Here is a 20976-nt window from a genome sequence, read left to right as displayed (position 1 = left end):
CATGGCCAAGAACGAGACGAGGCGGCGCGCGATCGCGGACGCGGGGCTGCGCGTCCTCGCGCAGGACGGATCGCGTGGACTCACGCACCGCGCCGTCGACGAGGCTGCTGCGGTGCCGACGGGCACCACGTCGAACTACTTCCGCTCCCGAGATGCGCTCATCGCCGGACTCGTCGACCGGATCGGCGAGCGACTCTCCCCCACCCCGGAGGATCTGGAGGCCCGCGCGACGGGCACGCCGAGCCGCGAGCTCTTCGCCGACTACATCCGCGACATCGTGCGGCGTCTCACGGATGACCGCGAGGTGACGCTGGCGCTGTTCGAGCTCCGCCTCGAGAGCAGCCGACGCCCCGAGCTGGCGGCGATCCTGGGAGCGTGGCAACGCGCCGGGTTCGAGGGCGACGTGGCGTTCAACGCCGCAGCAGGGCTCCCCGGCGGGCCGCGGGAGATCGCGCTGTTCCATTACGCGATCGACGGGCTCCTGCTCGACCGTCTCACGACGTCGATCGACCCAGGCACCTCGACCGACCAGGTGATCGACGACCTGGTCGTCGGGCTCCTGCATTGACGGCTGCCGGTCGGACCCGTCGTCAGCGAGCGCGTTTGCGGGAGAAGGCCTCGAGCCGCTGCTCCGGGGTCAGGGCCGCCATCCGCTCCAGCCACGCCTCCGAGAAGAACTCGCCGGTGGGAGCGGCGGTCACCGGCACCACCGTGTGCGTGATCGTGTCCGGATGCACGTGCACGAGCTGGAACGCCTGCGCGGCATCCATTCCGTTGACATCTGCGGCAGGGAGCGACACGTTCATCGTGTAGCAGGTGGCGGACGAGACGCTCACCGGCACCCCGGCGAACGTGCCGTGCGCGGAATAGTGCAGATGGCCGGCGAGGATGCCGCGGACATCGCTGCCCCTGATGACCTCGGCGAGTTCGTCCTGGTGGCGCAGTTCCAGGATGTCGAAGAGCGGCAGGTGGCTCGGCAGCGGTGGGTGATGCATCGCGAGCAGCGTGCCGTGGGGCGCAGGCTCGGCGAGCACGTCGCGCAGCCATGCCAGCTGGGCCTCGTCGAGGTCACCGTGATGCCAGCCGGGGACGCTCGTGTCGAGCGCGATCAGCCGGAGTCCGTCGAGGTCCCAGACCCCGGTCACCGGCTCCTCCGTCGGCGCGAGGTCGAGGAGCCCCTCCCGGAGCGCCGGGCGCTCGTCGTGATTGCCCGCGACCCAGACGACGACCGTGCCGAGCTCGGCCGCGACCGGCTCGAGCGCATCGCGCAGGCGCCGATACGCATCCGGCTCCCCCAGGTCGGTCAGGTCGCCCGTCACGACGATCGCCGCAGGATGCGGGTGGACCAGTCGGATCGCCTCGAGCGTCCTGGCGAAGTTCGCCTCCACGTCGTAGCGTCCACCCAGGCGGGCGCCGCCGGCGAGGAAATGCGGGTCGCTGACGTGGATCAGCACGTGCGACGCCGGCTGATGACGACCGAACACGTACTCGTTGCCTGCGGGGGCTGTCATGCCATCAGCCTAGAGCGGGTCTCGGACTCGGGCGGCCTGCCTGCCGGCGCTCCCGTTCAGCAGCTTCGGCTCAGTGCCCGACGACGATGATCAGGATGCCGGCGATGACCGCGCACGCGCACAGCGCGAAGCACGCGTAGGCGCCGACGAGCGAGAGCCGTTTCTGCCCCTCGGTGAGCGGGCTCTTGCGCGCCTGCTTGGCAGCCTGCTTGGCCGCCCGCTTGAGCTCCTTCTCGGAGATCACGGTGATGGCGTCGGTGAACTCGGCAGGGCTGACCACCGGCGCTCGGCCGCTGCGGACGAGCAGGCGCAGGCCGACAGCGTAGAACGTGACGATCGCCGATGCCCCGATCAGGGCGGCGGCGAACACCAGGAGGAAGGCATTCCAGTCGATCACGACGTTCACTTCGACTCCTCATCCGATGCAGCCGGAACCGTGGAGCTGGCGTTCCGCTTGGCCTTCGCCAGGGCGACGCGCTGCTGGCGACGCGTCGGCGGCGGCGAGTCGGGCAGTTCGATCGCCAGACCGGACTCGGCCACGTCGCTCATGGCGTTGGCGGGGGTCACCGCGTCGCGGCGCGAGCGCAGGAACAGTCCGACGATGACGACCAGCGCCAGGACCGCGTCGATCGCGATGCCCCAGGTGCCGAGCCAGTTGATCATGAGGGCGGCGACCGCACCCACCGCTCCGGCGGCCGGCAGCGTGAGCAGCCATCCGATCGCGATGCGTCCTGCGGTCCGCCAGCGCACCGTGGACCCGCGGCGACCGAGGCCGGAGCCGATCACCGATCCCGAGGCGACCTGCGTGGTCGACAGCGCGAAGCCGAAAGCGCTCGAGGCGAGGATCGTGGCCGCGGTCGAGCTCTCGGCCGCGAAGCCCTGGGCGGGCTTGACCTCGGTCAGGCCCTTGCCGAGTGTGCGGATGATGCGCCATCCGCCGAGGTAGGTGCCGAGCGCGATCGTGACCGCACAGGCGACGATGACCCACAGGTGCGGATCCGCCTGGTCCTGGCTCTGCCAGCCGACCGTGATCAGGGCGAGGGTGATGACGCCCATGGTCTTCTGCGCGTCGTTCGTGCCGTGCGCGAGTGCGACCAGCGACGAGGTGAAGATCTGGCCCCAGCGGAACCCGTCTCGCCCGTCGGGCTTGCCGTCGTACCGGCGCGTGATCGAGTACGCGATCTTGGTGGCGATGAAGGCGATCACCAGGGCGGTCACCGGGGCGATCAGGGCCGGGAGGATGATCTTCGAGAGCACCATGCCGAAATCGATGCCGCCGACACCGACGCCGACGAGCGTGGCGCCGATCAGGCCGCCGAACAGCGCGTGCGATGAGCTCGACGGCAGGCCGAGCAGCCAGGTGAGCATGTTCCAGGTGATCGCGCCGATCAGGCCAGCGAAGATCATCGGCAGGAAGAGATCCGCCTGTTGCTGGATGCTCTCCTCACGGATGATGCCGTGCGAGACGGTCTGCGAGACCTCGGTCGACAGGAAGGCGCCGACCAGATTGAGGACGGCCGCGAGGAGCACGGCGGTCTTGGGCTTCAGCGCGCCGGTGGCGATGGGGGTCGCCATCGCGTTCGCGGTGTCGTGAAACCCGTTCGTGAAGTCGAAGAAGAGTGCCAGCAGGATCACCAGCACGACGATGAGGGCTGCGGTTTCCACCGTTCGCTTTCGGTCGTTTGAGGAAGAAGGAGGTGTCGACGAGATCGACGTGATGAACGAAGAGTTCACCGTGGGTTTGACTTCCGTTAACCGGCCCCGTTGAATCCTCCCACCCTGCCCGGTGCCGGTCAACTTGACCTGGGATAGCGTGGAGCGGTGACTCAAGCACCGATCGCCGATCGCCGTCCGACCGCCCGCACCCATCACGGTGACACCGTCGATGACCCGTACGAATGGCTGCGCGCAAAAGACGCCGCCGACGTGATCGGCCATCTCGAAGCGGAGAACGCCCACACCGAGGCATCGACCGCGCACCTCGCCGACCTCCGCGAGCGGCTGTTCCAGGAGATCAAGGGGCGCGTGCAGGAGACCGACCTCTCCGTGCCGACCCGTCGTGGCGACTGGTGGTACTACAGCCGCACCGAGGAGGGCGCGCAGTACGGCATCCACTGCCGCGCGGCAGCCGCGCCGGATGACTGGACTCCCCCGACCCTGGAACCAGGCGTACCGGTCCCCGGCGAGGTCGTGCTGCTCGACGGCAACGCCGAGGCCGAGGGCCACGAGTTCTTCTCGCTCGGCGCCTTCGACACGACCGACGACTCGACGAAGCTGCTCTGGTCGACGGACTTCGAGGGCGACGAGGTCTACACCGTGCACGTGCGCGACCTGGCGACCGGCGAGACGCTCACCGACGAGATCCCGAACACCGGGAGCGCATTCTTCACGCCGGACGGCACGGCGATCATCTACACGACGCGCGACGAGGCCTGGCGTCCGGACACGCTCTGGCTGCACCGGCTCGGCACGCCCCTCAGCGAGGATGTGCGGCTGTTCCACGAGCCGGACGAGAAGTACTGGCTGGGTGCCGGTATCACGCGCAGTCGCCGGTACCTCGTGATCGGCGTCGGCTCGAGCATCACCAGCGAGGAGTACCTGGTCGACCTGACCGGCGATCTCACCGCGACGCCGCAGATCGTGTGGCCGCGTGTCGAAGGCGTCGAGTACTCGGTCGACCACGCGGTCGTCGACGGCGAGGACCGCCTGCTGATCCTGCACAACGACGGCGCGCTCGACTTCGAGCTCGTCTCGGTCTCGGCATCCGCTCCCGCCGGCGAGCGTCACGTGGTCGTTCCGCACGTCGCCGGGCGACGGCTGCTCGGCATGGACGCGTTCCGCGACTTCGCGACGCTCGAGTACCGCAGCGAGGGTCTCGAGCGCGTCGGGCTGCTCGACTACTCGACGGATGCCGTGGACGAACTCGCGTTCGACGAGCCGCTGTACTCGGCTGGTGTCAGCGGGAACCCGGAGTGGCACTCCCCCTACCTGCGCCTCGGCTACACGTCGTTCGTGACACCCGGCACCGTGTACGACCTCGATCTCGCGACCAGTGAGCTCCTGCTTCGCAAGCGCGCGACCGTGCTCGGCGGGTACGAGCCGAACGACTACGGGCAGCAGCGCGCGTGGGCGACGGCCGAGGACGGCACCCGCGTGCCGATCTCGCTGGTCTGGAAGCGGTCGTTCGGGACGCCGGGCGACGAGCCCCGCCCGCTGCACCTGTACGGCTACGGGTCGTACGAGCACTCGATCGACCCCGGCTTCTCGGTGGCCCGGCTCTCGGAGCTCGATCGCGGCGTCGTCTTCGCGGTCGCGCACGTGCGCGGCGGCGGCGAGATGGGCCGCCAGTGGTACGAGGACGGCAAGCTGCTGCAGAAGAAGAACACGTTCACGGACTTCGTGGCGTGCGCTCGGCACCTGGTCGACAGCGGCATCACCTCGCCGGATCGGCTGGTCGCGGAGGGCGGCAGCGCCGGAGGACTGCTGATGGGTGCGGTCGCGAACCTCGCACCGGAGCTGTTCGCGGGCATCCTGGCCGCCGTGCCGTTCGTCGACGCGCTCACCACGATCCTCGACCCCTCGCTGCCGCTGACGGTGATCGAGTGGGACGAGTGGGGCGACCCGCTGCACGACGCAGACGTCTATGCCTACATGAAGTCGTACACGCCGTACGAGAACGTGCGCGACGGGGTCGAGTACCCCCGCATCCTCGCCGTCACCTCGCTCAACGACACGCGAGTGCTGTACGTCGAGCCGGCCAAGTGGGTCGCGCGTCTGCGTGAGGCAGGGGCCGAGGACGTGCTGCTGAAGTGCGAGATGGTCGCAGGGCACGGCGGCGTCAGCGGACGGTACAACTCCTGGCGCGAGCGGGCGTTCGAGCTCGCCTGGCTGCTCGACACCCTGGGTCTCGCAGAGGCCTGACACACGACACCGCTGCGCGCCACAGGGCGCGCAGCGGTGTCGGATGCAGGATTCTCAGCCGAACAGGGCTGCTGCCTCGTCGTAGCGGCTGCGCGGCACGGTGTTCAGCTCGCCCAGCGCCTCGGCGAAGGGGACCCTGACGATGTCGGTGCCGCGGAGCGAGACCATCTTGCCCCAGGCCTCTTCCACGAGCGCATCGGCCGCGTGGAGCCCGAGGCGGGTCGCGAGGACGCGGTCGAAGCCGGAGGGCGATCCGCCGCGCTGGATGTGGCCGAGCACGGTCGAACGGGTCTCGATGCCGGTGATCCGCTCGATCTCCGGCGCGAGCACCTCGCTGATGCCGCCGAGACGCGGACGGTTGAAGGCGTCGAGGCCCTTGTCGCTGAACGCCTCGTCCATCCCCGTGAGCGTGAAGCCCTCGGAGACGACGACGAGCGGAGCACGCCCACGGTCGTGCGCGCTGCTGACGAGCGCGGTGATCTCATCGATCGACATCGGCACCTCGGGGATGCAGATCACGTGCGCGCCGGCAGCCATGCCCGCGTGCAGAGCGATCCAGCCGACGTGGCGGCCCATGACCTCGGCCACCATGCACCGCTGGTGCGAGTCACCGGTCGTGCGCAGACGGTCCATGGCGTCGGTCGCGATGTTGACCGCGGTGTCGAACCCGAAGGAGTAGTCGGTCGCGCGGAGGTCGTTGTCGATCGTCTTGGGGACGCCGATCACGTTGATGCCGTCCTTCGCGAGACGATCGGCCGCCGCGAGCGTGCCCTCGCCGCCGATCGCGACGATGCCGTCGATGTGGTGACCGTAGAGCGTCTTCGCGATGTTCTCTGCGCCACCACGCGGCCCCTCGTAGGGGTTCGTCCGGCTGGTGCCGAGAATCGTGCCGCCGACCTTCGACAGACCCTTCACCTCGTGACGCGTGAGCGGGAAGAAGTCGCCGTCGACCACGCCGCGCCATCCGTCCCGGATGCCGACGAACTCGATGTCGTAGGTCGTGGTCCCCTTCAGGACGATGCCGCGGATGACCGCGTTCAGACCGGGGCAGTCGCCGCCGCTCGTGAGGATGCCGATCTTCATGCTGCCGCCTTCAGACGTTCGGGAGTGTGGGGGAAAGAGGCGACGTTGCCTCGATCGACCCTAGCGCCCCGACGCCGCTCAGCGCCATTCGGGCGAGGCGAAAACCCACGATCTTGACAGTGGGATCCGCGCGAAACCTCGAAGTTGGCGCCGAGCGTCGATCAGACCTCGAGAACGGGTGCAAGAACCGACGTTCTTAACACCGTCCTCAGGCCTCGCCGAGCGCCTGTCGCAGCAGGTGCATGAGCGCCGCGAGCTGGATCGGCTCCGCCGCCGCCTCGTCCGCCGCCTCGCCGTCCAGCGCACGGGCAGCGAGGCCCTGCTTCTGGTCGATCAGCTCGGCGATCTTCGTGTCGATCGTGTGCGCCGCGATGATGCGCCACGCCGTGACCGGCTCGTCCTGTCCGATGCGGTGCACGCGGTCGATCGCCTGCGTCTGCTCTGCGGCCGTCCACGACAGTTCGGCGAGCACCACGTTGGATGCCGCCTGCAGGTTCAGACCGACGCCGGCGGCCGTGAGCGAGCAGACCGCGATGCCGACGTCGGGGTCGCCGTTGAAGTCGTCGATCGCCTGCTGGCGGGCCGTCGTGCTCTGGTCTCCTCGGATGGACACCGAACGGATCCCGACCGAGGCGAAGTGCGCCTCTGCCCGGTCCATGACGTCGATGTGCTTCGCGAAGAAGACGACCTTGCCGACCGAGCGCTGCAGCTGCGCCGCATAGTCCGCGGCGAGCTGCGCCTTCGCCTGACCGATGCGACGCACCATGGTGAAGACGTTGTCGCCTCCCGTGCCGGACGCCTTGGACTCCTCGAGCTCGTTGTGCGCGACCATGCGGACGATGTCATCGTCGATCTCACCGGGGGCGAGACCGCGGTCTCCACGTGCGTCGATGATGCGGCGGTACTTCGCAGCCAGCCGCTCCCCCAGCTCGCGCTCCGCCTGACGGATGCTGCGGCCGAACTCGTCGTCCAGCTGCACCGGCAGGTCTGCGACGAGCTTGTCGGGCAGATCGGCGGCGACGTCCTTCTTCTTACGACGGACGATACCCATCGAGATCACGGCGTCGCGAGCCTCCGGATAGAAGGCCTTGTCCGCCGGCGTGTAGCCGGTGGCATCGAGCTTCTCCATGAGCTCGGGACCGGGCTTCTCGCCGGTCGTCCAGCCGAGGAAGCGCCAGATCGCGTCGAAGTCCTCGACGTCGTTGATCAGCGGGGTGCCGGTGAGGGCGAGCATGAGCGGGTTGCCGCCCGGGGTGCGCTCGCGCACGCGGGAGGCGAGCGACAGCACATTCTGCGACCGCTGCGAGGAGAGGTTCTTGATGAAGTGCGCCTCGTCGACGACCATGCCGCGCAGACCGATCGACGACAGCCACGAGAGGTGCCGGTCGAGGATCTCGTAGTTCACGATGAAGATGTCGGCGAACGCGTCGATGTCGGCGCCATCGCCCTGGATGACGGTCGCTCGGCGCTGCGGCGTCCACCGCTCCACCTCGCGTGCCCAGTTCATCTTCACGACGTTGGGGACGACGACCAGCAGCGGGTAGGCGCCGGCGACGGATGCCGCGAGCAACGACTGGGCCGTCTTGCCGAGGCCGGGCTCATCGGCCAGGAGGAAGCTGCGGTGACCCGCGCGCACCGACTCGAGGAAGCGCGACTGGTGCACCATCACCTCGAGGCCCTTGGGCGACAGGTGGTCGTACTCCGGGGCCGGGGGCAGCTCCATGCTCGCCGCGGCTCCGCCCGCTCCGGTCTCGAAGGACTTGTAGAGCGGTCCCATCAGCTCCCAGCCGTCCAGGCGCCGGCGCGGCGTCGTGGTCGCACGAGGCGTGAGGTCTGGTGCGAGGAACGGGTTCGCCAGCTGACGCGACTCCACCGACGGCGGGGTGACCTGACGCTCGGCGATCGCTGCCGAGACGACCGGCATCTGCACCGGCGCGATGTCGGCGATGATCAGCTCCTCCGGCGCGAGCTCGGCACCGGATTCGAGCAACCAGTCGCGGCGCATGCGCTTCGCGACGGGCGAGGTCGCCTGGTCGGCCTCCAGCAGCTGGATCAGCGAGGTGTCACGGGCAGCCGTCTTGGCGAGGATCGTCGCGACGCCGTCGAGCCGCTTCAGCAGCTCGGCGCGGGCGGGGTCGCCGATCTCGGCATCCGCCTTCACCCGTGCACGTTCCTCGCGCACCAGGAATGCAATCACCTGGAACTTGACCCTGTTCGTCGGGCCGAGCTTGCCGCGCTGCGACTTCGCCTCGATCTCGCGCACCTTGCGCGCGAGGATCGGGATCAGCGGTGCCTCGTCGTCACGACGGGACGTCTTCTTTCGCCGCGTGGCGGCGGTTGCCGTAGTCGGCATGCTCCTCCTGAGCGTGAAGGCTTTCGCATCCTCAGACGCGGGAGCCGTTCTCGATGTCCGCGTGTGGCGTGGGCCATGACCGTACGAACAGTAGATCCGTTCCCTCCGATGCACGCATCATGCGTGAGGATCGGCCGGAACCACCCTCAGTCTACGCCATCACGGGCTCCGGGCGAAGAATCGGAGCCCAGAAGGATGCGTGTCAGGCCCCGACGATGGGACGCCGGGCTCTCCGGCCGCATCGGCGACCGACGCGTGTCAGGATGCGACGCCGAGCACGCGGGCCGCGTCCGTGACGTCGTCGCCCATCTGCTCCGCGAGCTTCTCCATGCCCTCGAACGCCACCATGCCGCGCAGGCGCTCCACGAACTCGACCGTGACGTCGTGGCCGTAGAGGTCGAGCCCGTCGAGGTCGAGTCCGATCCTGCCGATCACGTGCGCCTCGACCTGGCGGACCAGCACGTCGTCGAAGGTCGGGTTCGTTCCGACCGAGATCGCCGAGGGATGCCGGAGGCCGGTGTCGTGATCGACGAGCCACCCCGCGTACACGCCGTCCGCCGGGACGAACGCGTCGGTGATGGTCGAGAGGTTGGCGGTCGGGAATCCGAGCTCGCGCCCGCGCTTGAGGCCGTGGACGACCTCGCCGCGCACGTCCGGGTATCGACCGAGCACGCGAGCGGCCGCGGTCACGTCGCCCTGGATGAGCAGTTCGCGGATCCACGTCGACGACACCCTGCGCGAGTACTCGGGCAGGTACACGTCGTCGACCACCTCGACCGTGAAGCCGTTGTCCGGTCCGAGCGCACGCAGCAGCTCCGGGGTTCCGGCGCCGCCGTGCCCGAAGCGGAAGTCCTCGCCGACCAGCACGGTCGACACCTTCAGCGCCCGCACGAGGATCTCGGCGACGAAGTCCTCGGCGCTGCGCGACGCCAGCTCGTGGTCGAAGGTGAGCAGCAGCGTGGCATCGAGGCCGAGCTCTCCGAGGAGCTCGATCTTGCGGTCGACCGACACCACGTTCTCAGGGCAGCGATCAGGGCGCAGCACCGCGAGCGGGTTGCGGTCGAAGGTCACGGCCACGGCGCGGGCGCCGGTCTCCGCTGCGCGCTCGTTCAGGCGCGCGATGACTGCGCGGTGCCCCGCGTGCACGCCGTCGAACTTGCCGATCGCCACGACGCTCGGGCCGAAGTCGGCCGGCACCTCACCGGTGTCGCGGAAGACGATCACGCGGCGACCTCGGCGCGCGAACGCTCGAGAGCCGCTGGGTTGTGCGTCCGCAGCCACCAGATGCCGAAGATCGGGAGCACGAGCGGGATGAAGAGATAGCCGCGTCCGAACAGCGACCAGACGGTCTCGTGCTGGAAGAGCTCGGGCAGCAGGATGCTCAGCAGACCGACCACGAGCACTCCCGTGAGCTCGAACACGATCGCCACCCAGGCGACGGTGTACCACCCGCGACGCCTGGCCAGCACGAGCGCGAGGGTCGCGAGGATGTAGACCAGTGCGGCCAGCGCCGACAGCGAGTACGCCAGGGGCGCCTCGTCGAATCGGCGGACGATCTGGACGAAGCTGCGGCCCGTCGCGGCGAGGGCCATGACGGCATAGACGATCACCAGGACGCGACCGATTCCTGTCATCCGAGTGGAGGGGGCGGTGGAGCTCATAGCGCATACCATCCTAGAGCCGCCGGCTGAGACGGGATCCCGCTGGTCGCCGTGTGACGTGATCTGCGGCGCGCGTCACGCGATCTGGATGGTCCAGATCACCTGCATGCGCCACAGCATGACGGCGACCGCGAATGCCGCCACGCCGAGGATCACGGTGCTCCAGCGGCTGCGTTCCATCAGGGCCCAGAGCACTCCGCCGATCGGCAGCAGTGCGGCGGACACCAGGTACACCCAGTACTCGAGCAGATCGCCGGTCGGCGCGTTGCCGGCCAGCGGTGCGACGATCGCCACGATCACCTGGACGATGAGCAGCACCTCGACGAGCGCCAGCGATCCGACGCTGAAGTCGCTCGGCCTGCGCCCAGCGAGTCCGGCGATGAGGCAGAAGAGTCCTGCCACGACTGCGACCGCGATCTGCGCGATCGTGAACCAGAGGATCATCCGGCGGCCTCCGGCATGTTCATCGCGCTCTTGAGGTCGGCGCCGCGCTTCTCGACGATCCCGACCAGGTCGCCCTGCTCGTCGATCGCCGCCGCGATCGCTCCGTCGAGACGCTCCGCCTGGCCGACGAGCCGCTTGCCGTGTCGCAGGTCTCGGGCCTCCTCGGCCGTCACGGGCAGAGCCTGCAGGATCCGTGCGGCGGCCGCGCCGGCGGTGAGCGTCGCAGCGCCTTCGAGGGCGTCGATCGAGACCGCATCGGCCACCTCGAACGGACCGACGCGGGTGCGGCGCAGGGCCGTCAGGTGTCCGCCGACGCCCAGCCCGGCTCCGAGGTCGCGGGCGAGTGAGCGGATGTACGTGCCCGACGAGCAGTCCACGATCACGTCGAGGTCGAGGTACCCATCGCCTGAGCGCTCCGCCAGCAGGTCGAAGCGCGACACGACGACATCGCGCGCGGCGAGCACGACCTCCTCGCCGGCACGCACGCGGTCATAGGCTCGGCGGCCGTCGACCTTGATGGCGGACACCGAGCTCGGCACCTGCGAGATCGGGCCGCTCAGCGCGGCGATCCCGGCGGCGATGCGTTCGGGCGAGACGTGTTCCCAGGCATCCGACGGTGCAGCCGTGACGATCTCGCCCTCGGCGTCATCCGTGCTCGTGCGCTGTCCGAGCCGGATCGTCGCCTCATAGGTCTTGTCTGCGCCGACCACGTAGGTCAGCAGTCGGGTCGCCCCTTCGATGCCGATCACCAGCAGCCCGGTCGCCATGGGGTCGAGCGTGCCGGCGTGGCCGACCTTCCTGGTCCCGAATGCGCGGCGGGTGCGAGCCACCACGTCATGGCTGGTGAGCCCAGCGGGTTTGTCGACGAGGAGGATGCCGGGCGAGACCATCCATCCAGCCTACCCACGCGCCGGCCGTCGCTCAGCCGAGCAGCGGCCGGCGGCTGAGGGCGCGCGCGGCGAGCTCGAATAGGCTGTCAGGATGCCCCAGACCGCGTCCCCGGCACCCCAGGGAAGAACGCTGCCGCTCACCGACTGGTACCGCACGAACGCACGCGACCTGCCGTGGCGGCGCGCCGCATTCCACGAGGAGTTCGGTGCATGGGGCGTGCTCGTGAGCGAGTTCATGCTGCAGCAGACGCAGGTCTCCCGCGTGATCCCCCGCCTGGAGGCCTGGCTCGAGCGCTGGCCCACCCCGGCCGCGATGGCCGCAGCGACCCCGGCGGAGGTCGTGCAGCAGTGGGCGAACCTCGGCTACCCCCGTCGCGCGCTCTGGCTGCACCGCGCCGCGGTCGAGGTGGTCGAACGGCACGGTGGCGTGGTGCCGCGAGACGTCGATGCGCTGCTCGCCCTCTCCGGCATCGGCGATTACACGGCGCGTGCCGTCTCGGTGTTCGCCTACGGCGACCGGCATCCGGTCGTCGACACCAACACCCGCAGGGTGCTCGCCAGGGCTGTCGAGGGGCGATCCCATCCGGCATCGCCGTCTCGACGAGATCTGCTGCTGATGGAGTCGCTCCTGCCATCGAGCGACGCGGAGTCAGCCGTCTTCAACGCTGCGGCGATGGAGCTGGGAGCGACTGTCTGCACCGCGCGGTCGCCGCAGTGCGAGATCTGCCCGCTGCTCGGTGATTGCGCCTGGGTCGCCGATGGACGGCCGGACACCGGTGATGCGCGCAGGCGTCAGGCGGCGTTCGAGGGCTCCGATCGACAGGCGCGCGGCGCAGTCCTGCGCGTGCTCCGCGGCGCCGACGCAGACGGTGTCGCCCTGGAGACCGTGCTCCCGGACTGGCCGGACCCGGTGCAGCGCGACCGAGCGATCGACTCGCTGATCGCAGACGGCCTGGCCGAAGCGGCGGACGGCGCACTCTCGCTCCCCCGCTGACTCCCGATCTGCGCCGGCATCACGTCAGCCGTGCCGATTCGTCCGATGCGCGAGCACGGTCAGCTCCACACGAGTGCGGACGTCCAGCTTGGCGAACACGCGCCCGAGGTGCACCTCGACCGTGCGCACGGACACTCGGAGCGTGTCCGAGATCTCCCGATTGGTCGCTCCCCCGACCGTCAGCATCGCGACCTCGAGCTCGCGCGCCGTGAGCAGCTCCGACCAGGTTCTGCGACATGCCGCCATGGAATCGGATGGCAACGCGTCGGGGTCGCCGAGGCGATCCCAGCTGTCCAGCCGGTCCTGCACGGACCTCGCCCATGCACTCGCGCCCGATATCTCGAACAGCCCGATGGCCGTGCGCAGATGGGCTCTCGCCGCCACGTGATCAGCCCGGATCGCGCACTGGACGCCGATGGCGGACTCCACGGTCGCGCGCTCGAACGGGGAGCGCACTCCACGCAGCGCGTCACGGATCTCCTGCCGCTGGACCCGCCATCCCGATTCCGTCATCGAGGCGGAACGCCGCCGCAGTTCGGACGCGAGCGCCATCCCGGGTGGGCGCAGCACGCGTCGGCGATTCCCCTCGCTCCGTGTCGACGCCCCGTCGATCCCCGGCACGGCGAAGCCGGATTGCGGTGCGCCCAGCTCGAGCCAGAGTCGTCGCGCCGACTCGGCGTCGTCGAAGGCTCCGGCCAGTGACGATCGGATGCTCCGGTCGACCAGGAGATCGAACCTGACCGGTGCGGGAAGCGCGGTCGAGAGCGCGCGCGACACCGGGCCGAGCTCGCCGAGCACCGCGATGTCGAGTCGGCGTGCGAGGATCACCCCGAGTCCGGCGAACGGGATCGTGACCGGCAGGTCGAAGGACGCGGCGATCATCCGATCACGAGCGACGCCGACGTCACCGCGCCACAGCAGCAGCAGCACCTCGGTGACCGCCAGATAGGCACGCACCACCGGGCTGTGCTCGAATCCGGTGAGGAGGGGATCGGGATCGGCCGGCACACACGGTCCGTCTGCCGCGAGCATCCGGAGCGCGCCGTCGATGTCATCCTCCAGGGCGGCCCTGAGGGCACGGACGATCCGGGCACTCGGCACCTCGACGCCGGGCGCTTCGCCGGGACCGGACTCCGGTTCACCGATGAGCAGCCAGCTGAGCTCGACCGCCGAGTCGTGCAATGCACGTCCGTCCGCCACGCGCGCGGTCCCGTCGTGGACGGTATCGAGCCAGAGTCGCATCGTCCGGCGATCACCGCGCTCGGCACTCAGGATCGCTGCGAATGCCGCCGCACGGGACCAGGCGAGCCAGTTGTCACCGTCGTCGGTCCGAGGTCCGAACGCAGCAGGAGCCGGATCCGGCACGGTCCCCTGCAGGAACGCCTGCGCGCAGATGCGACCGGAGAGCGCCTGCAGGCGGAATCGTTCGGCGCCGGCGGGGAACAGCCTGCTGAGGCGAGCGGAAGCCTCGTCGGACAGTCCCGCCGCAGCGGCAGCGACTCCGGCGGCGAGCTGGGCCATCTCCTGCGCAGCGCCCGTGGCGTGCGCTGCCGCCTCGTCGGCGAGCCGCAGCGCGCGGAGCGGACGCCCGGTCTCCGTGAGCTCACGCGCGCTCCTGATGAGCGTTGACGCGCTCGCGGGACGCCGCTGGAGCGATGCCCTCGCGCGATGCCAGTCCCGCTGCATCCGGTCTCCGCGCGCGTCGAAGACCGCGCTGAGGCGCCCGTGGACCGCAGCCTGCTGACCGGCGGTGGTGGTCGACTGCACCCAGACGGCCAGTCGAGGGTCGACCAATCGGATGCTGCCGGCACGGATCGCGATGTGGACCCCGAGCGACCCCTCGGCGATCTCCGCGGCGGAGCGGCCGTCGAACTCGAGGATCGGAGCAAGCCGATCATCCAGATGCAGCGCCAGCGCCAGCAGCAGCTCGCGATCCTCCGCGGTGAGCTCCAGCGCTCGGAACGCATCCGAGATCGCGGCGACGCAGGGAAGCGGCACGGGCAGAGAGCTGACCCCGTGCCGCTGTGCGGCAGTGAGCGTCTCCGCGACCTGCAGGATGGCGCTCCGGTCACCGTGCAGCTGCTCCACGAGCACGGTGAGCACATGGGGAGCGCAGCTGACACGGGCGGCCAGGAGGTCGTCGAGGAGCGACTCCATGGCCGGACGCACGACGAATCGTTCTGGGTGGGCGCGCGAAGCGTCGATACCGATCCCCTTCAGCTACGCGAGCCACCCATCTCGCACGGCTGAGGATAGCAAGACCGGGGTCAGTCCTCTTCGGATTCCTCGGCGCGTCGGTACGGGTCGGCCTCACCGGCGTGGGACGAGGAGGACGCGAGCTTCGCGACCTCGGTGTCCCGCTCCCGTGCTTCGCGCAGGAGTGCCGAGATGTGATCCGCGTTCTCCGGGAGCGCATCGGGGATGAACTCCAGGGTCGGCACGAGGCGCGTGCTGAGCTGACGTCCGACCTCGCTGCGCAGCATCCCGGTCGCCGAAGCGAGGGCCGCACCGCTGGCGATGCGCTCCTCCTCGGTGCCGAGGACGGTGTAGAACACCGAGGCGTGCTGGAGGTCGCCGCTGACGCGGCAGTCGGTCAGCGTCACGAAACCGAGCCGCGGGTCGCGCAGCCCCTTCTCGAGGCGTTCAGCGAGGATCACACGGATGCGGTCCGCGAGACGGGCCTGTCGTTCACCAGCCATTGTTCTCTCCTTCTCCACGAAGTCTTCGGGCGCCCTTCCTCGCTGTGCTCTCGAAGGAGCCAGCGCGAAGAGCGCCCGAAGATCTCGATCTGACTCCTAGCCTCGCGGCTTCTCGATGAGCTCGGTGGTCTCGATCTCATCGCCGATCTGGATGTCGTTGTACTTGCCGAGGCCGATACCGGCCTCGTAGTCCGTGCGGACCTCGGTGACATCGTCCTTGAAGCGGCGCAGCGACTCGATGGCGAGACCATCGGCCAGCACGACGCCGTCGCGGATGACGCGAGCCTTGGCGTTTCGCGTGATCGTTCCCGATCGCACGATGACACCGGCGATGTTGCCGAACTTGGAGGACCGGAAGACCTCTCGGATCTCCGCGACGCCCGACTGGATCTCCTCGTACTCCGGCTTGAGCATGCCCTTGAGCGAGCTCTCGATCTCGTCGATCGCGTTGTAGATCACCGAGTAGAACCGGATGTCGACGCCCTCGCGCTGAGCACGCTCGCGCGCCTTCGTGTCCGGTCGGACGTTGAAGCCGACGATGATCGCGTTGTCGATCGTCGCCAGGTTCACGTCGGACTCGGTGATCGCACCGACACCGCGGTGGATGATGCGCAGCTGCACCGAGTCGTCGACCTCGATCTTGAGGAGCGACTCCTCCAGCGCCTCGACGGCACCGGAGACGTCACCCTTGATGATGAGGTTGAGCGACTCGACCTTGCCGTCTTCGAGAGCACGGGTGAAGTCCTCGAGCGAGATGCGCTTGCGAGCCTTGGCCAGCTGCGCGTTGCGCTCGACTGCTTCACGCTTCTCAGCGATCTGGCGGGCCATGCGGTCCTCTTCGGTGACGATGAAGACGTCACCGGCGCGAGGCACGGAGTTCAGACCCTGCACCTGCACCGGACGCGACGGGTAGGCCTCGAGGACCTGCTCGCCGTTCTCGTCAGCCATGGCGCGCACGCGGCCATAGGCCGTGCCGGCCACGATGGCGTCACCGATCCGGAGCGTTCCGGACTGGATCAGCACGGTGGCGACAGAACCGCGACCCTTGTCGAGCTTCGCCTCGATCGCGACACCGCGGGCACCCTTGTTGGGGTTGGCGGTGAGGTCGAGACCGGCGTCAGCCGTGAGCAGCACGGCGTCCAGGAGGTCCTGGATGCCGGTGTTGGCGCGAGCGGAGACGTCGACGAACATGACGTCGCCACCGAACTCCTCAGCGACCAGACCGTACTCGGTGAGCTGCTGACGAACCTTCGACGGGTTGGCATCGGGCTTGTCGACCTTGTTCACCGCGACCACGATCGGCACGTTCGCCGCCTGGGCGTGGTTCAGCGCCTCGACCGTCTGCGGCATGATGCCGTCGTCGGCTGCGACCACGAGGATCGCGAGGTCGGTGACCTGCGCACCACGAGCACGCATGGCGGTGAACGCCTCGTGACCCGGGGTGTCGATGAAGGTGATGGCGCGCTCGATGCCCTCGTGCTCGGTCCAGACCTGGTAGGCACCGATGTGCTGGGTGATGCCACCGGCTTCACCCTCGATGACGTTGGTCTGACGGATCGCGTCGAGGAGTCGGGTCTTACCGTGGTCGACGTGACCCATGACGGTGACGACCGGCGGACGGATCTCGAGGTCGTCCTCGCTCTCCTCCTCCAGCTCCTGCTCGAGGTTGAGACCGAAGCCCTCGAGGAGCTCCTTGTCCTCGTCCTCGGGCGAGACCATCTGGATCTTGTAGCCGAGCTCGGCACCGAGGACCTCGAACGTCGCCTCGTCCAGCGACTCGGTGGCCGTGGCCATCTCGCCGAGGTTGAAGAGGATCGTCACGAGGGTTCCGGGCTGCACCGTGTAACCGGTCAGCGTCTCGATCTTGTCCGCGAAGTCCGCGATGGACGCGCCGCGGCGCATGCGGATGATCTCCCCGTTACCGCGGGTGACGTTGACGCCACCGACGACCGGGGCGCTCCGCATCTCGAATTCCTGCCGCTTCGCCCGCCGCGACTTGCGCTGCTTGCTCTTGCCGCCACCCTTGCCGAAGGCACCAGCGGTGCCTCCACCCGGGCCACGACCGCGACCGCCGCCGCCACCGGGACGACCTGCGAAGCCTCCACCGGGGCGTGCGCCGGGGCCACCTGCACCACCGGGTCCACCGGCACCGCCGGGACGACCGGGGCCGCCGGGACGCTGCTGGAACGGTGCACCACCGGGACGACCACCCTGACCGCCGCGCGGAGCGCCGGGACGGGGAGAGCCGGGACGGGGTGCGCCCGGACGCGGGGCGCCGGGACGAGGCGCCTGCGGGCGCGGGATGTTGCCGGGGGTCGGGCTCGGGCGCTGGCCCATGCCCTGCGCCGAGGCGAAGGGGTTGTTCCCCGGACGCGGGCCGGCGGGACGCTGTCCCATGCCCTGCGCGGAGGAGAACGGGTTGTTGCCGGGACGCGGGGCGCCGGGCTTCGGAGCGCCGCCTTCAGCGGGCTTCGACTCGGCAGGAGCCTCGGTGGCTTCTGCTGCGGGAGCCGCGGGTGCCGCGGGTGCTGCCGGAGCGGGTGCAGCCTCGGCCGGAGCCGGTTCTGCGGGCGCCGGAGCAGGCTTCGGACCCGGCTTGGGACCGGGGGTCGGTGCCGAGGAGGCACCGGGCTTGGGCGAAGAGCCGCTCGACTTCGACGCCGGCTTCGCAGCGGGCGTCGCCTCGGGGGCGGACTTCAGCGAGCCGTCGGCCTCGATCGCCGCGCGCAGCTTGCGCGCCACCGGCGGTTCGATGGTCGATGAGGGGCTCTTCACGAACTCGCCGAGCTCCTTGAGCTTTGCGAGTGCGATCTTGCTGTCGACGCCGAGCTCGGCGGCGATCTCGTGTACGCGTGGTTTACCAGCCACAATTCTCCTGTCTGAGTTGGTCCACCCAGACAGGGCAGACCACTAGTCGCGGACGGGTCTCATTTCGAGCCGTTCACTTTGTTTCCATAGCTGTTCAGCCTTTGTTTCTCGGTGGGTGCTGTTCGAAGGTCCGTGTGTCCAGCTGAGTGGACGCACGCAGTGCTCGTCCGAATGCTCGACGCCGCAGTGCGGCATCCATGCATTCAGCCGTCGGATGCACCCACGCGCCGCGCCCCGGCAGAACCGCACGCTCGTCGATGACGAGGATGTTGTTCTGGTTCACCACCCTGAGCAGAGTGGAGCGGGAAGCACGCGTGCGGCAACCGACGCACGTTCGTACGGGTTCCATCTTACACCTGCGTTTCGTCTCGCTCTGTGCGAGCTGCCGCCGAGTCGGCGGAAATGACCGCGGATCAGTCGAGCACGCTGTCCGGCTGGATGTCGATCTTGGCGCCGGTGAGCTTGGCCGCCAGGCGGGCGTTCTGGCCCTCCTTGCCGATCGCCAGCGACAGCTGGTAGTCGGGGACGAGGGCTCGGACGGCCTTGGTGCTGGCATCGAGGATGAAGGCGCTCGTGACCTTCGCCGGTGAGAGCGCATTCGCGACGAACGGCGCGAGCTCCGGGTCGTAATCGACGATGTCGATCTTCTCCCCGGAGAGCTCCTCGGTGACCGCGCGGACACGGCGTCCCATCTCGCCGATGCAGGCGCCCTTGGCGTTGATCGCCGGGTCCTTCGCGACGACGGCGATCTTGGTTCGGTGGCCCGCCTCACGGGCGAGCGCGACGATCTCGACGAGACCGGCCGCGATCTCCGGCACCTCGAGCGCGAAGAGCTTGCGGACCAGGCCGGGGTGGGTGCGCGAGACGGTGATCTGCGGCCCCTTCATGCCCTTGGAGACGCTCGTGACGTAGACGCGCAGGCGCGACCCGTGCGTGTACTGCTCGCTGGGGACCTGCTCTTCAGGCGGCAGGATCGCCTCGACCGAGCCGAGGTCGACGTGGATCATGCGCGGGTTGGGTCCCTGCTGGATCACGCCGGCGACGATGTCGCCTTCCTTGTCCTTGAAGTCGCCGAGCACGACGTCATCCGCGATGTCGCGCAGACGCTGGCTGATGACCTGCTTGGCGGCGAAGGCGGCGATGCGCCCGAAGTCGTCCGGCGTGGCGTCCTCTTCACCGATGATCGCGTCCTCTTCATCGCGTACGACCTGGAGCACGGCGACATGGCCGGTCTTGCGGTCGAGATGCACGCGCACGCCCTCGACGGGAGCGCCGTCGAATGAGACGTGCTTGGAGTACGCCGTCAGGATGGCCTGTTCGATGATCGAGACGAGTTCATCGAAGGGAATCGCCTTCTCCTTCTCGATCCCTCGCAGCAGACTCAGTTCGATGTCCATGACGGCCTCCTCTATTCAGCTCTCGTCGCGTCTGTGTGCACACGCGACATCCGTACAACGATACCGTGTGCGCGGCACTGCTGCCACGACGCGACCGCTGATGCCTCTGTTCGGTCAGACCGCTGGCGCCGAGGGAAGGGCGTTGATCGCGCCGATCAGGCGGAACAGATTGCCGACCTGACGCTGATCGAGATGCAGGGCGAGCCGCGGCAGATGCAGCAGATCGTCGTCGGCGACCTCGACCCGGCTCGGCTCGGCTCGCTCGATCGCACCGACTGCGAGCATGGCGGCGAACTCCTGGTTCAGGCCCGCGATCTCGCCATCCGTCGGCTCTGCTCGCAACCGCAGCACCAGCGTGTCGCCGATCCAGCGGAGCGAGTCGTAGTTGCGCCAGAACCCGGCGATCTGCCGTCGAGCCTCCTCGACGGAGTCCGTGATGACGACGCGGTCGAAGTCTCCCTCGGAGATCACGCCGGTCGGCGCGAGATCCTCGTCGATGAACCGGCGGAGTCCGTGCCAGAAGGTTCCGCCTTTCTCGTCGAGCAGCACGATCGGGGTGGGCTCTGCCTTGCCGGTCTGCTGCAGCGTGAGCAGCTCGAACATCTCGTCGAGCGTGCCGAAGCCGCCAGGCAGGCAGATGAACCCCTGGGACTCCTTGATGAGCATGAGCTTGCGGGTGAAGAAGTACTTCATCGCGACGACATGATCCTGGCCGGCGACGAGGCTGTTGGGCTTCTCCTCGAACGGCAGACGGATGGACACGCCGAGCGAGAGCTCAGGGCCTGCGCCCTCGGCCGCCGCCTGCATGATGCCGGGACCCGCGCCGGTGACGACCATCCAGCCGTCGTTCGCGAGCGCGGCCGCCACGTCGCGCGCCTGCAGGTAGAGCGGATCATCCTGCAGGGTGCGTGCCGAGCCGAAGACGGTGACCTTGGGAATCCCCCGGTAGGGCGCGAACAGCCGGAACGCGTCGCGCATCTCCGCCAGCGCCGCCGAGGCGATCTTCAGATCGAGCCGCTCGGTGTCGTCCTCACCGAGCAGGATCGAGGTGCGCATGAGCCGCATGACCAGGCGGCGATCAGCGCTCACGCCTGCCGCATCGAGCACGGCGTTGACCTCGGCGCTCAGCGCCTCCGGCAGAGCCTCGTCGATCAT

At 69.0% G+C, this 20976-nt stretch carries 18 protein-coding genes; 3 read left to right on the top strand and 15 right to left on the bottom strand.

Translation table 11 applies throughout. The annotated features are described in order from the left end of the window. Position 1 precedes the first annotated feature (1 nt). On the top strand, positions 2-568 hold the full coding sequence (locus V7Z82_RS01755) for a TetR/AcrR family transcriptional regulator (RefSeq protein ID WP_334147365.1): 567 nt from the start codon (positions 2-4) through the stop codon (positions 566-568). Between the two features lie 22 nt (positions 569-590). Here the strand turns inward: V7Z82_RS01755 and V7Z82_RS01750 are convergent, their stop codons facing one another. From V7Z82_RS01750 to V7Z82_RS01740, 3 genes are all read right to left on the bottom strand, one after another. Beyond that, on the bottom strand, positions 591-1511 hold the full coding sequence (locus V7Z82_RS01750; RefSeq protein ID WP_334147362.1) for a phosphodiesterase: 921 nt from the start codon (positions 1509-1511) through the stop codon (positions 591-593). 70 nt (positions 1512-1581) lie between these two features. After that, positions 1582-1917: a hypothetical protein gene (locus V7Z82_RS01745; RefSeq protein WP_045280518.1), complete on the bottom strand. Its 336-nt coding sequence runs from the start codon at positions 1915-1917 to the stop codon at positions 1582-1584. Then, positions 1914-3176, bottom strand: a complete 1263-nt coding sequence (locus V7Z82_RS01740) for an inorganic phosphate transporter (RefSeq protein ID WP_334147359.1) — start codon at positions 3174-3176, stop codon at positions 1914-1916. The genes V7Z82_RS01745 and V7Z82_RS01740 overlap by 4 nt, the downstream gene beginning before the upstream one ends. Positions 3177-3332: 156 nt before the next feature. Between V7Z82_RS01740 and V7Z82_RS01735 the strand changes: the two genes are divergently transcribed. Next, positions 3333-5432, top strand: a complete 2100-nt coding sequence (locus V7Z82_RS01735; RefSeq protein ID WP_334147357.1) for a S9 family peptidase — start codon at positions 3333-3335, stop codon at positions 5430-5432. Positions 5433-5486: 54 nt separating this feature from the next. On the opposite strand, the gene V7Z82_RS01730 is transcribed toward V7Z82_RS01735, so the two are convergent. From V7Z82_RS01730 to truB, 6 genes are all read right to left on the bottom strand, one after another. Further along, complete coding sequence (locus V7Z82_RS01730) at positions 5487-6515, bottom strand: ATP-dependent 6-phosphofructokinase (RefSeq protein WP_334147354.1); 1029 nt, start codon at positions 6513-6515, stop codon at positions 5487-5489. Between the two features lie 208 nt (positions 6516-6723). After that, entirely contained in the window at positions 6724-8868 is a 2145-nt protein-coding gene (locus V7Z82_RS01725; protein WP_334147352.1) for a DEAD/DEAH box helicase, read from the bottom strand. A 258-nt stretch (positions 8869-9126) separates the two neighbouring features. Beyond that, a complete protein-coding gene (locus V7Z82_RS01720; RefSeq protein WP_334147350.1) occupies positions 9127-10092 on the bottom strand; it encodes a bifunctional riboflavin kinase/FAD synthetase in 966 nt (321 codons plus the stop codon). Further along, entirely contained in the window at positions 10089-10502 is a 414-nt protein-coding gene (locus V7Z82_RS01715; protein ID WP_442927580.1) for a hypothetical protein, read from the bottom strand. Before V7Z82_RS01715 ends, V7Z82_RS01720 begins: the two co-directional genes overlap by 4 nt. Positions 10503-10604: 102 nt before the next feature. After that, a complete protein-coding gene (locus tag V7Z82_RS01710; RefSeq protein ID WP_334147346.1) occupies positions 10605-10973 on the bottom strand; it encodes a hypothetical protein in 369 nt (122 codons plus the stop codon). Then, the gene (truB, locus tag V7Z82_RS01705; protein WP_334147344.1) at positions 10970-11863 is read right to left on the bottom strand and encodes a tRNA pseudouridine(55) synthase TruB; all 894 of its coding nucleotides are present in this window, start codon (positions 11861-11863) and stop codon (positions 10970-10972) included. The genes V7Z82_RS01710 and truB overlap by 4 nt, the downstream gene beginning before the upstream one ends. A gap of 91 nt (positions 11864-11954) precedes the next feature. Between truB and V7Z82_RS01700 the strand changes: the two genes are divergently transcribed. Then, positions 11955-12857, top strand: a complete 903-nt coding sequence (locus V7Z82_RS01700; protein WP_334147342.1) for an A/G-specific adenine glycosylase — start codon at positions 11955-11957, stop codon at positions 12855-12857. Positions 12858-12881: 24 nt separating this feature from the next. On the opposite strand, the gene V7Z82_RS01695 is transcribed toward V7Z82_RS01700, so the two are convergent. From V7Z82_RS01695 to V7Z82_RS01670, 6 genes are all read right to left on the bottom strand, one after another. Continuing rightward, positions 12882-15014: a response regulator transcription factor gene (locus V7Z82_RS01695; RefSeq protein WP_334147340.1), complete on the bottom strand. Its 2133-nt coding sequence runs from the start codon at positions 15012-15014 to the stop codon at positions 12882-12884. Between the two features lie 110 nt (positions 15015-15124). Then, complete coding sequence (rbfA, locus tag V7Z82_RS01690) at positions 15125-15556, bottom strand: 30S ribosome-binding factor RbfA (RefSeq protein ID WP_334147338.1); 432 nt, start codon at positions 15554-15556, stop codon at positions 15125-15127. A 96-nt stretch (positions 15557-15652) separates the two neighbouring features. Beyond that, positions 15653-18424 carry a translation initiation factor IF-2 gene (gene infB / locus V7Z82_RS01685; RefSeq protein WP_334147336.1) on the bottom strand — a complete coding sequence of 924 codons (2772 nt, stop codon included), beginning with the start codon at positions 18422-18424 and terminating at the stop codon, positions 15653-15655. A 94-nt stretch (positions 18425-18518) separates the two neighbouring features. Continuing rightward, the gene (locus tag V7Z82_RS01680; protein ID WP_334147334.1) at positions 18519-18773 is read right to left on the bottom strand and encodes a YlxR family protein; all 255 of its coding nucleotides are present in this window, start codon (positions 18771-18773) and stop codon (positions 18519-18521) included. A 64-nt stretch (positions 18774-18837) separates the two neighbouring features. Next, entirely contained in the window at positions 18838-19821 is a 984-nt protein-coding gene (gene nusA / locus V7Z82_RS01675; protein ID WP_045280530.1) for a transcription termination factor NusA, read from the bottom strand. Between the two features lie 114 nt (positions 19822-19935). After that, positions 19936-20976: a TIGR00730 family Rossman fold protein gene (locus tag V7Z82_RS01670; RefSeq protein WP_334147330.1), complete on the bottom strand. Its 1041-nt coding sequence runs from the start codon at positions 20974-20976 to the stop codon at positions 19936-19938.

Origin of the sequence: Microbacterium sp., assembly GCF_036823965.1 — a bacterium.
Taxonomy (GTDB): Bacteria; Actinomycetota; Actinomycetes; order Actinomycetales; family Microbacteriaceae; genus Microbacterium.
Note: the sequence above shows the minus strand (reverse complement) of the source record. Positions and strands in the feature narration are given on the sequence as shown.

Excerpts from the sequence above, each read along its gene's own strand:
- V7Z82_RS01755 (WP_334147365.1), top strand. The coding sequence starts at position 2 with ATGGCCAAGAACGAGACGAGGCGGCGCGCGATCGCGGACGCGGGGCTG.
- V7Z82_RS01750 (WP_334147362.1), bottom strand. The coding sequence starts at position 1,511 with ATGACAGCCCCCGCAGGCAACGAGTACGTGTTCGGTCGTCATCAGCCG.
- V7Z82_RS01730 (WP_334147354.1), bottom strand. The coding sequence starts at position 6,515 with ATGAAGATCGGCATCCTCACGAGCGGCGGCGACTGCCCCGGTCTGAAC.
- V7Z82_RS01725 (WP_334147352.1), bottom strand. The coding sequence starts at position 8,868 with ATGCCGACTACGGCAACCGCCGCCACGCGGCGAAAGAAGACGTCCCGT.
- V7Z82_RS01715 (WP_442927580.1), bottom strand. The coding sequence starts at position 10,502 with ATGACAGGAATCGGTCGCGTCCTGGTGATCGTCTATGCCGTCATGGCC.
- V7Z82_RS01710 (WP_334147346.1), bottom strand. The coding sequence starts at position 10,973 with ATGATCCTCTGGTTCACGATCGCGCAGATCGCGGTCGCAGTCGTGGCA.
- truB (WP_334147344.1), bottom strand. The coding sequence starts at position 11,863 with ATGGTCTCGCCCGGCATCCTCCTCGTCGACAAACCCGCTGGGCTCACC.
- V7Z82_RS01700 (WP_334147342.1), top strand. The coding sequence starts at position 11,955 with ATGCCCCAGACCGCGTCCCCGGCACCCCAGGGAAGAACGCTGCCGCTC.
- V7Z82_RS01695 (WP_334147340.1), bottom strand. The coding sequence starts at position 15,014 with ATGGAGTCGCTCCTCGACGACCTCCTGGCCGCCCGTGTCAGCTGCGCT.
- rbfA (WP_334147338.1), bottom strand. The coding sequence starts at position 15,556 with ATGGCTGGTGAACGACAGGCCCGTCTCGCGGACCGCATCCGTGTGATC.
- V7Z82_RS01680 (WP_334147334.1), bottom strand. The coding sequence starts at position 18,773 with ATGGAACCCGTACGAACGTGCGTCGGTTGCCGCACGCGTGCTTCCCGC.
- nusA (WP_045280530.1), bottom strand. The coding sequence starts at position 19,821 with ATGGACATCGAACTGAGTCTGCTGCGAGGGATCGAGAAGGAGAAGGCG.
- V7Z82_RS01670 (WP_334147330.1), bottom strand. The coding sequence starts at position 20,976 with ATGATCGACGAGGCTCTGCCGGAGGCGCTGAGCGCCGAGGTCAACGCC.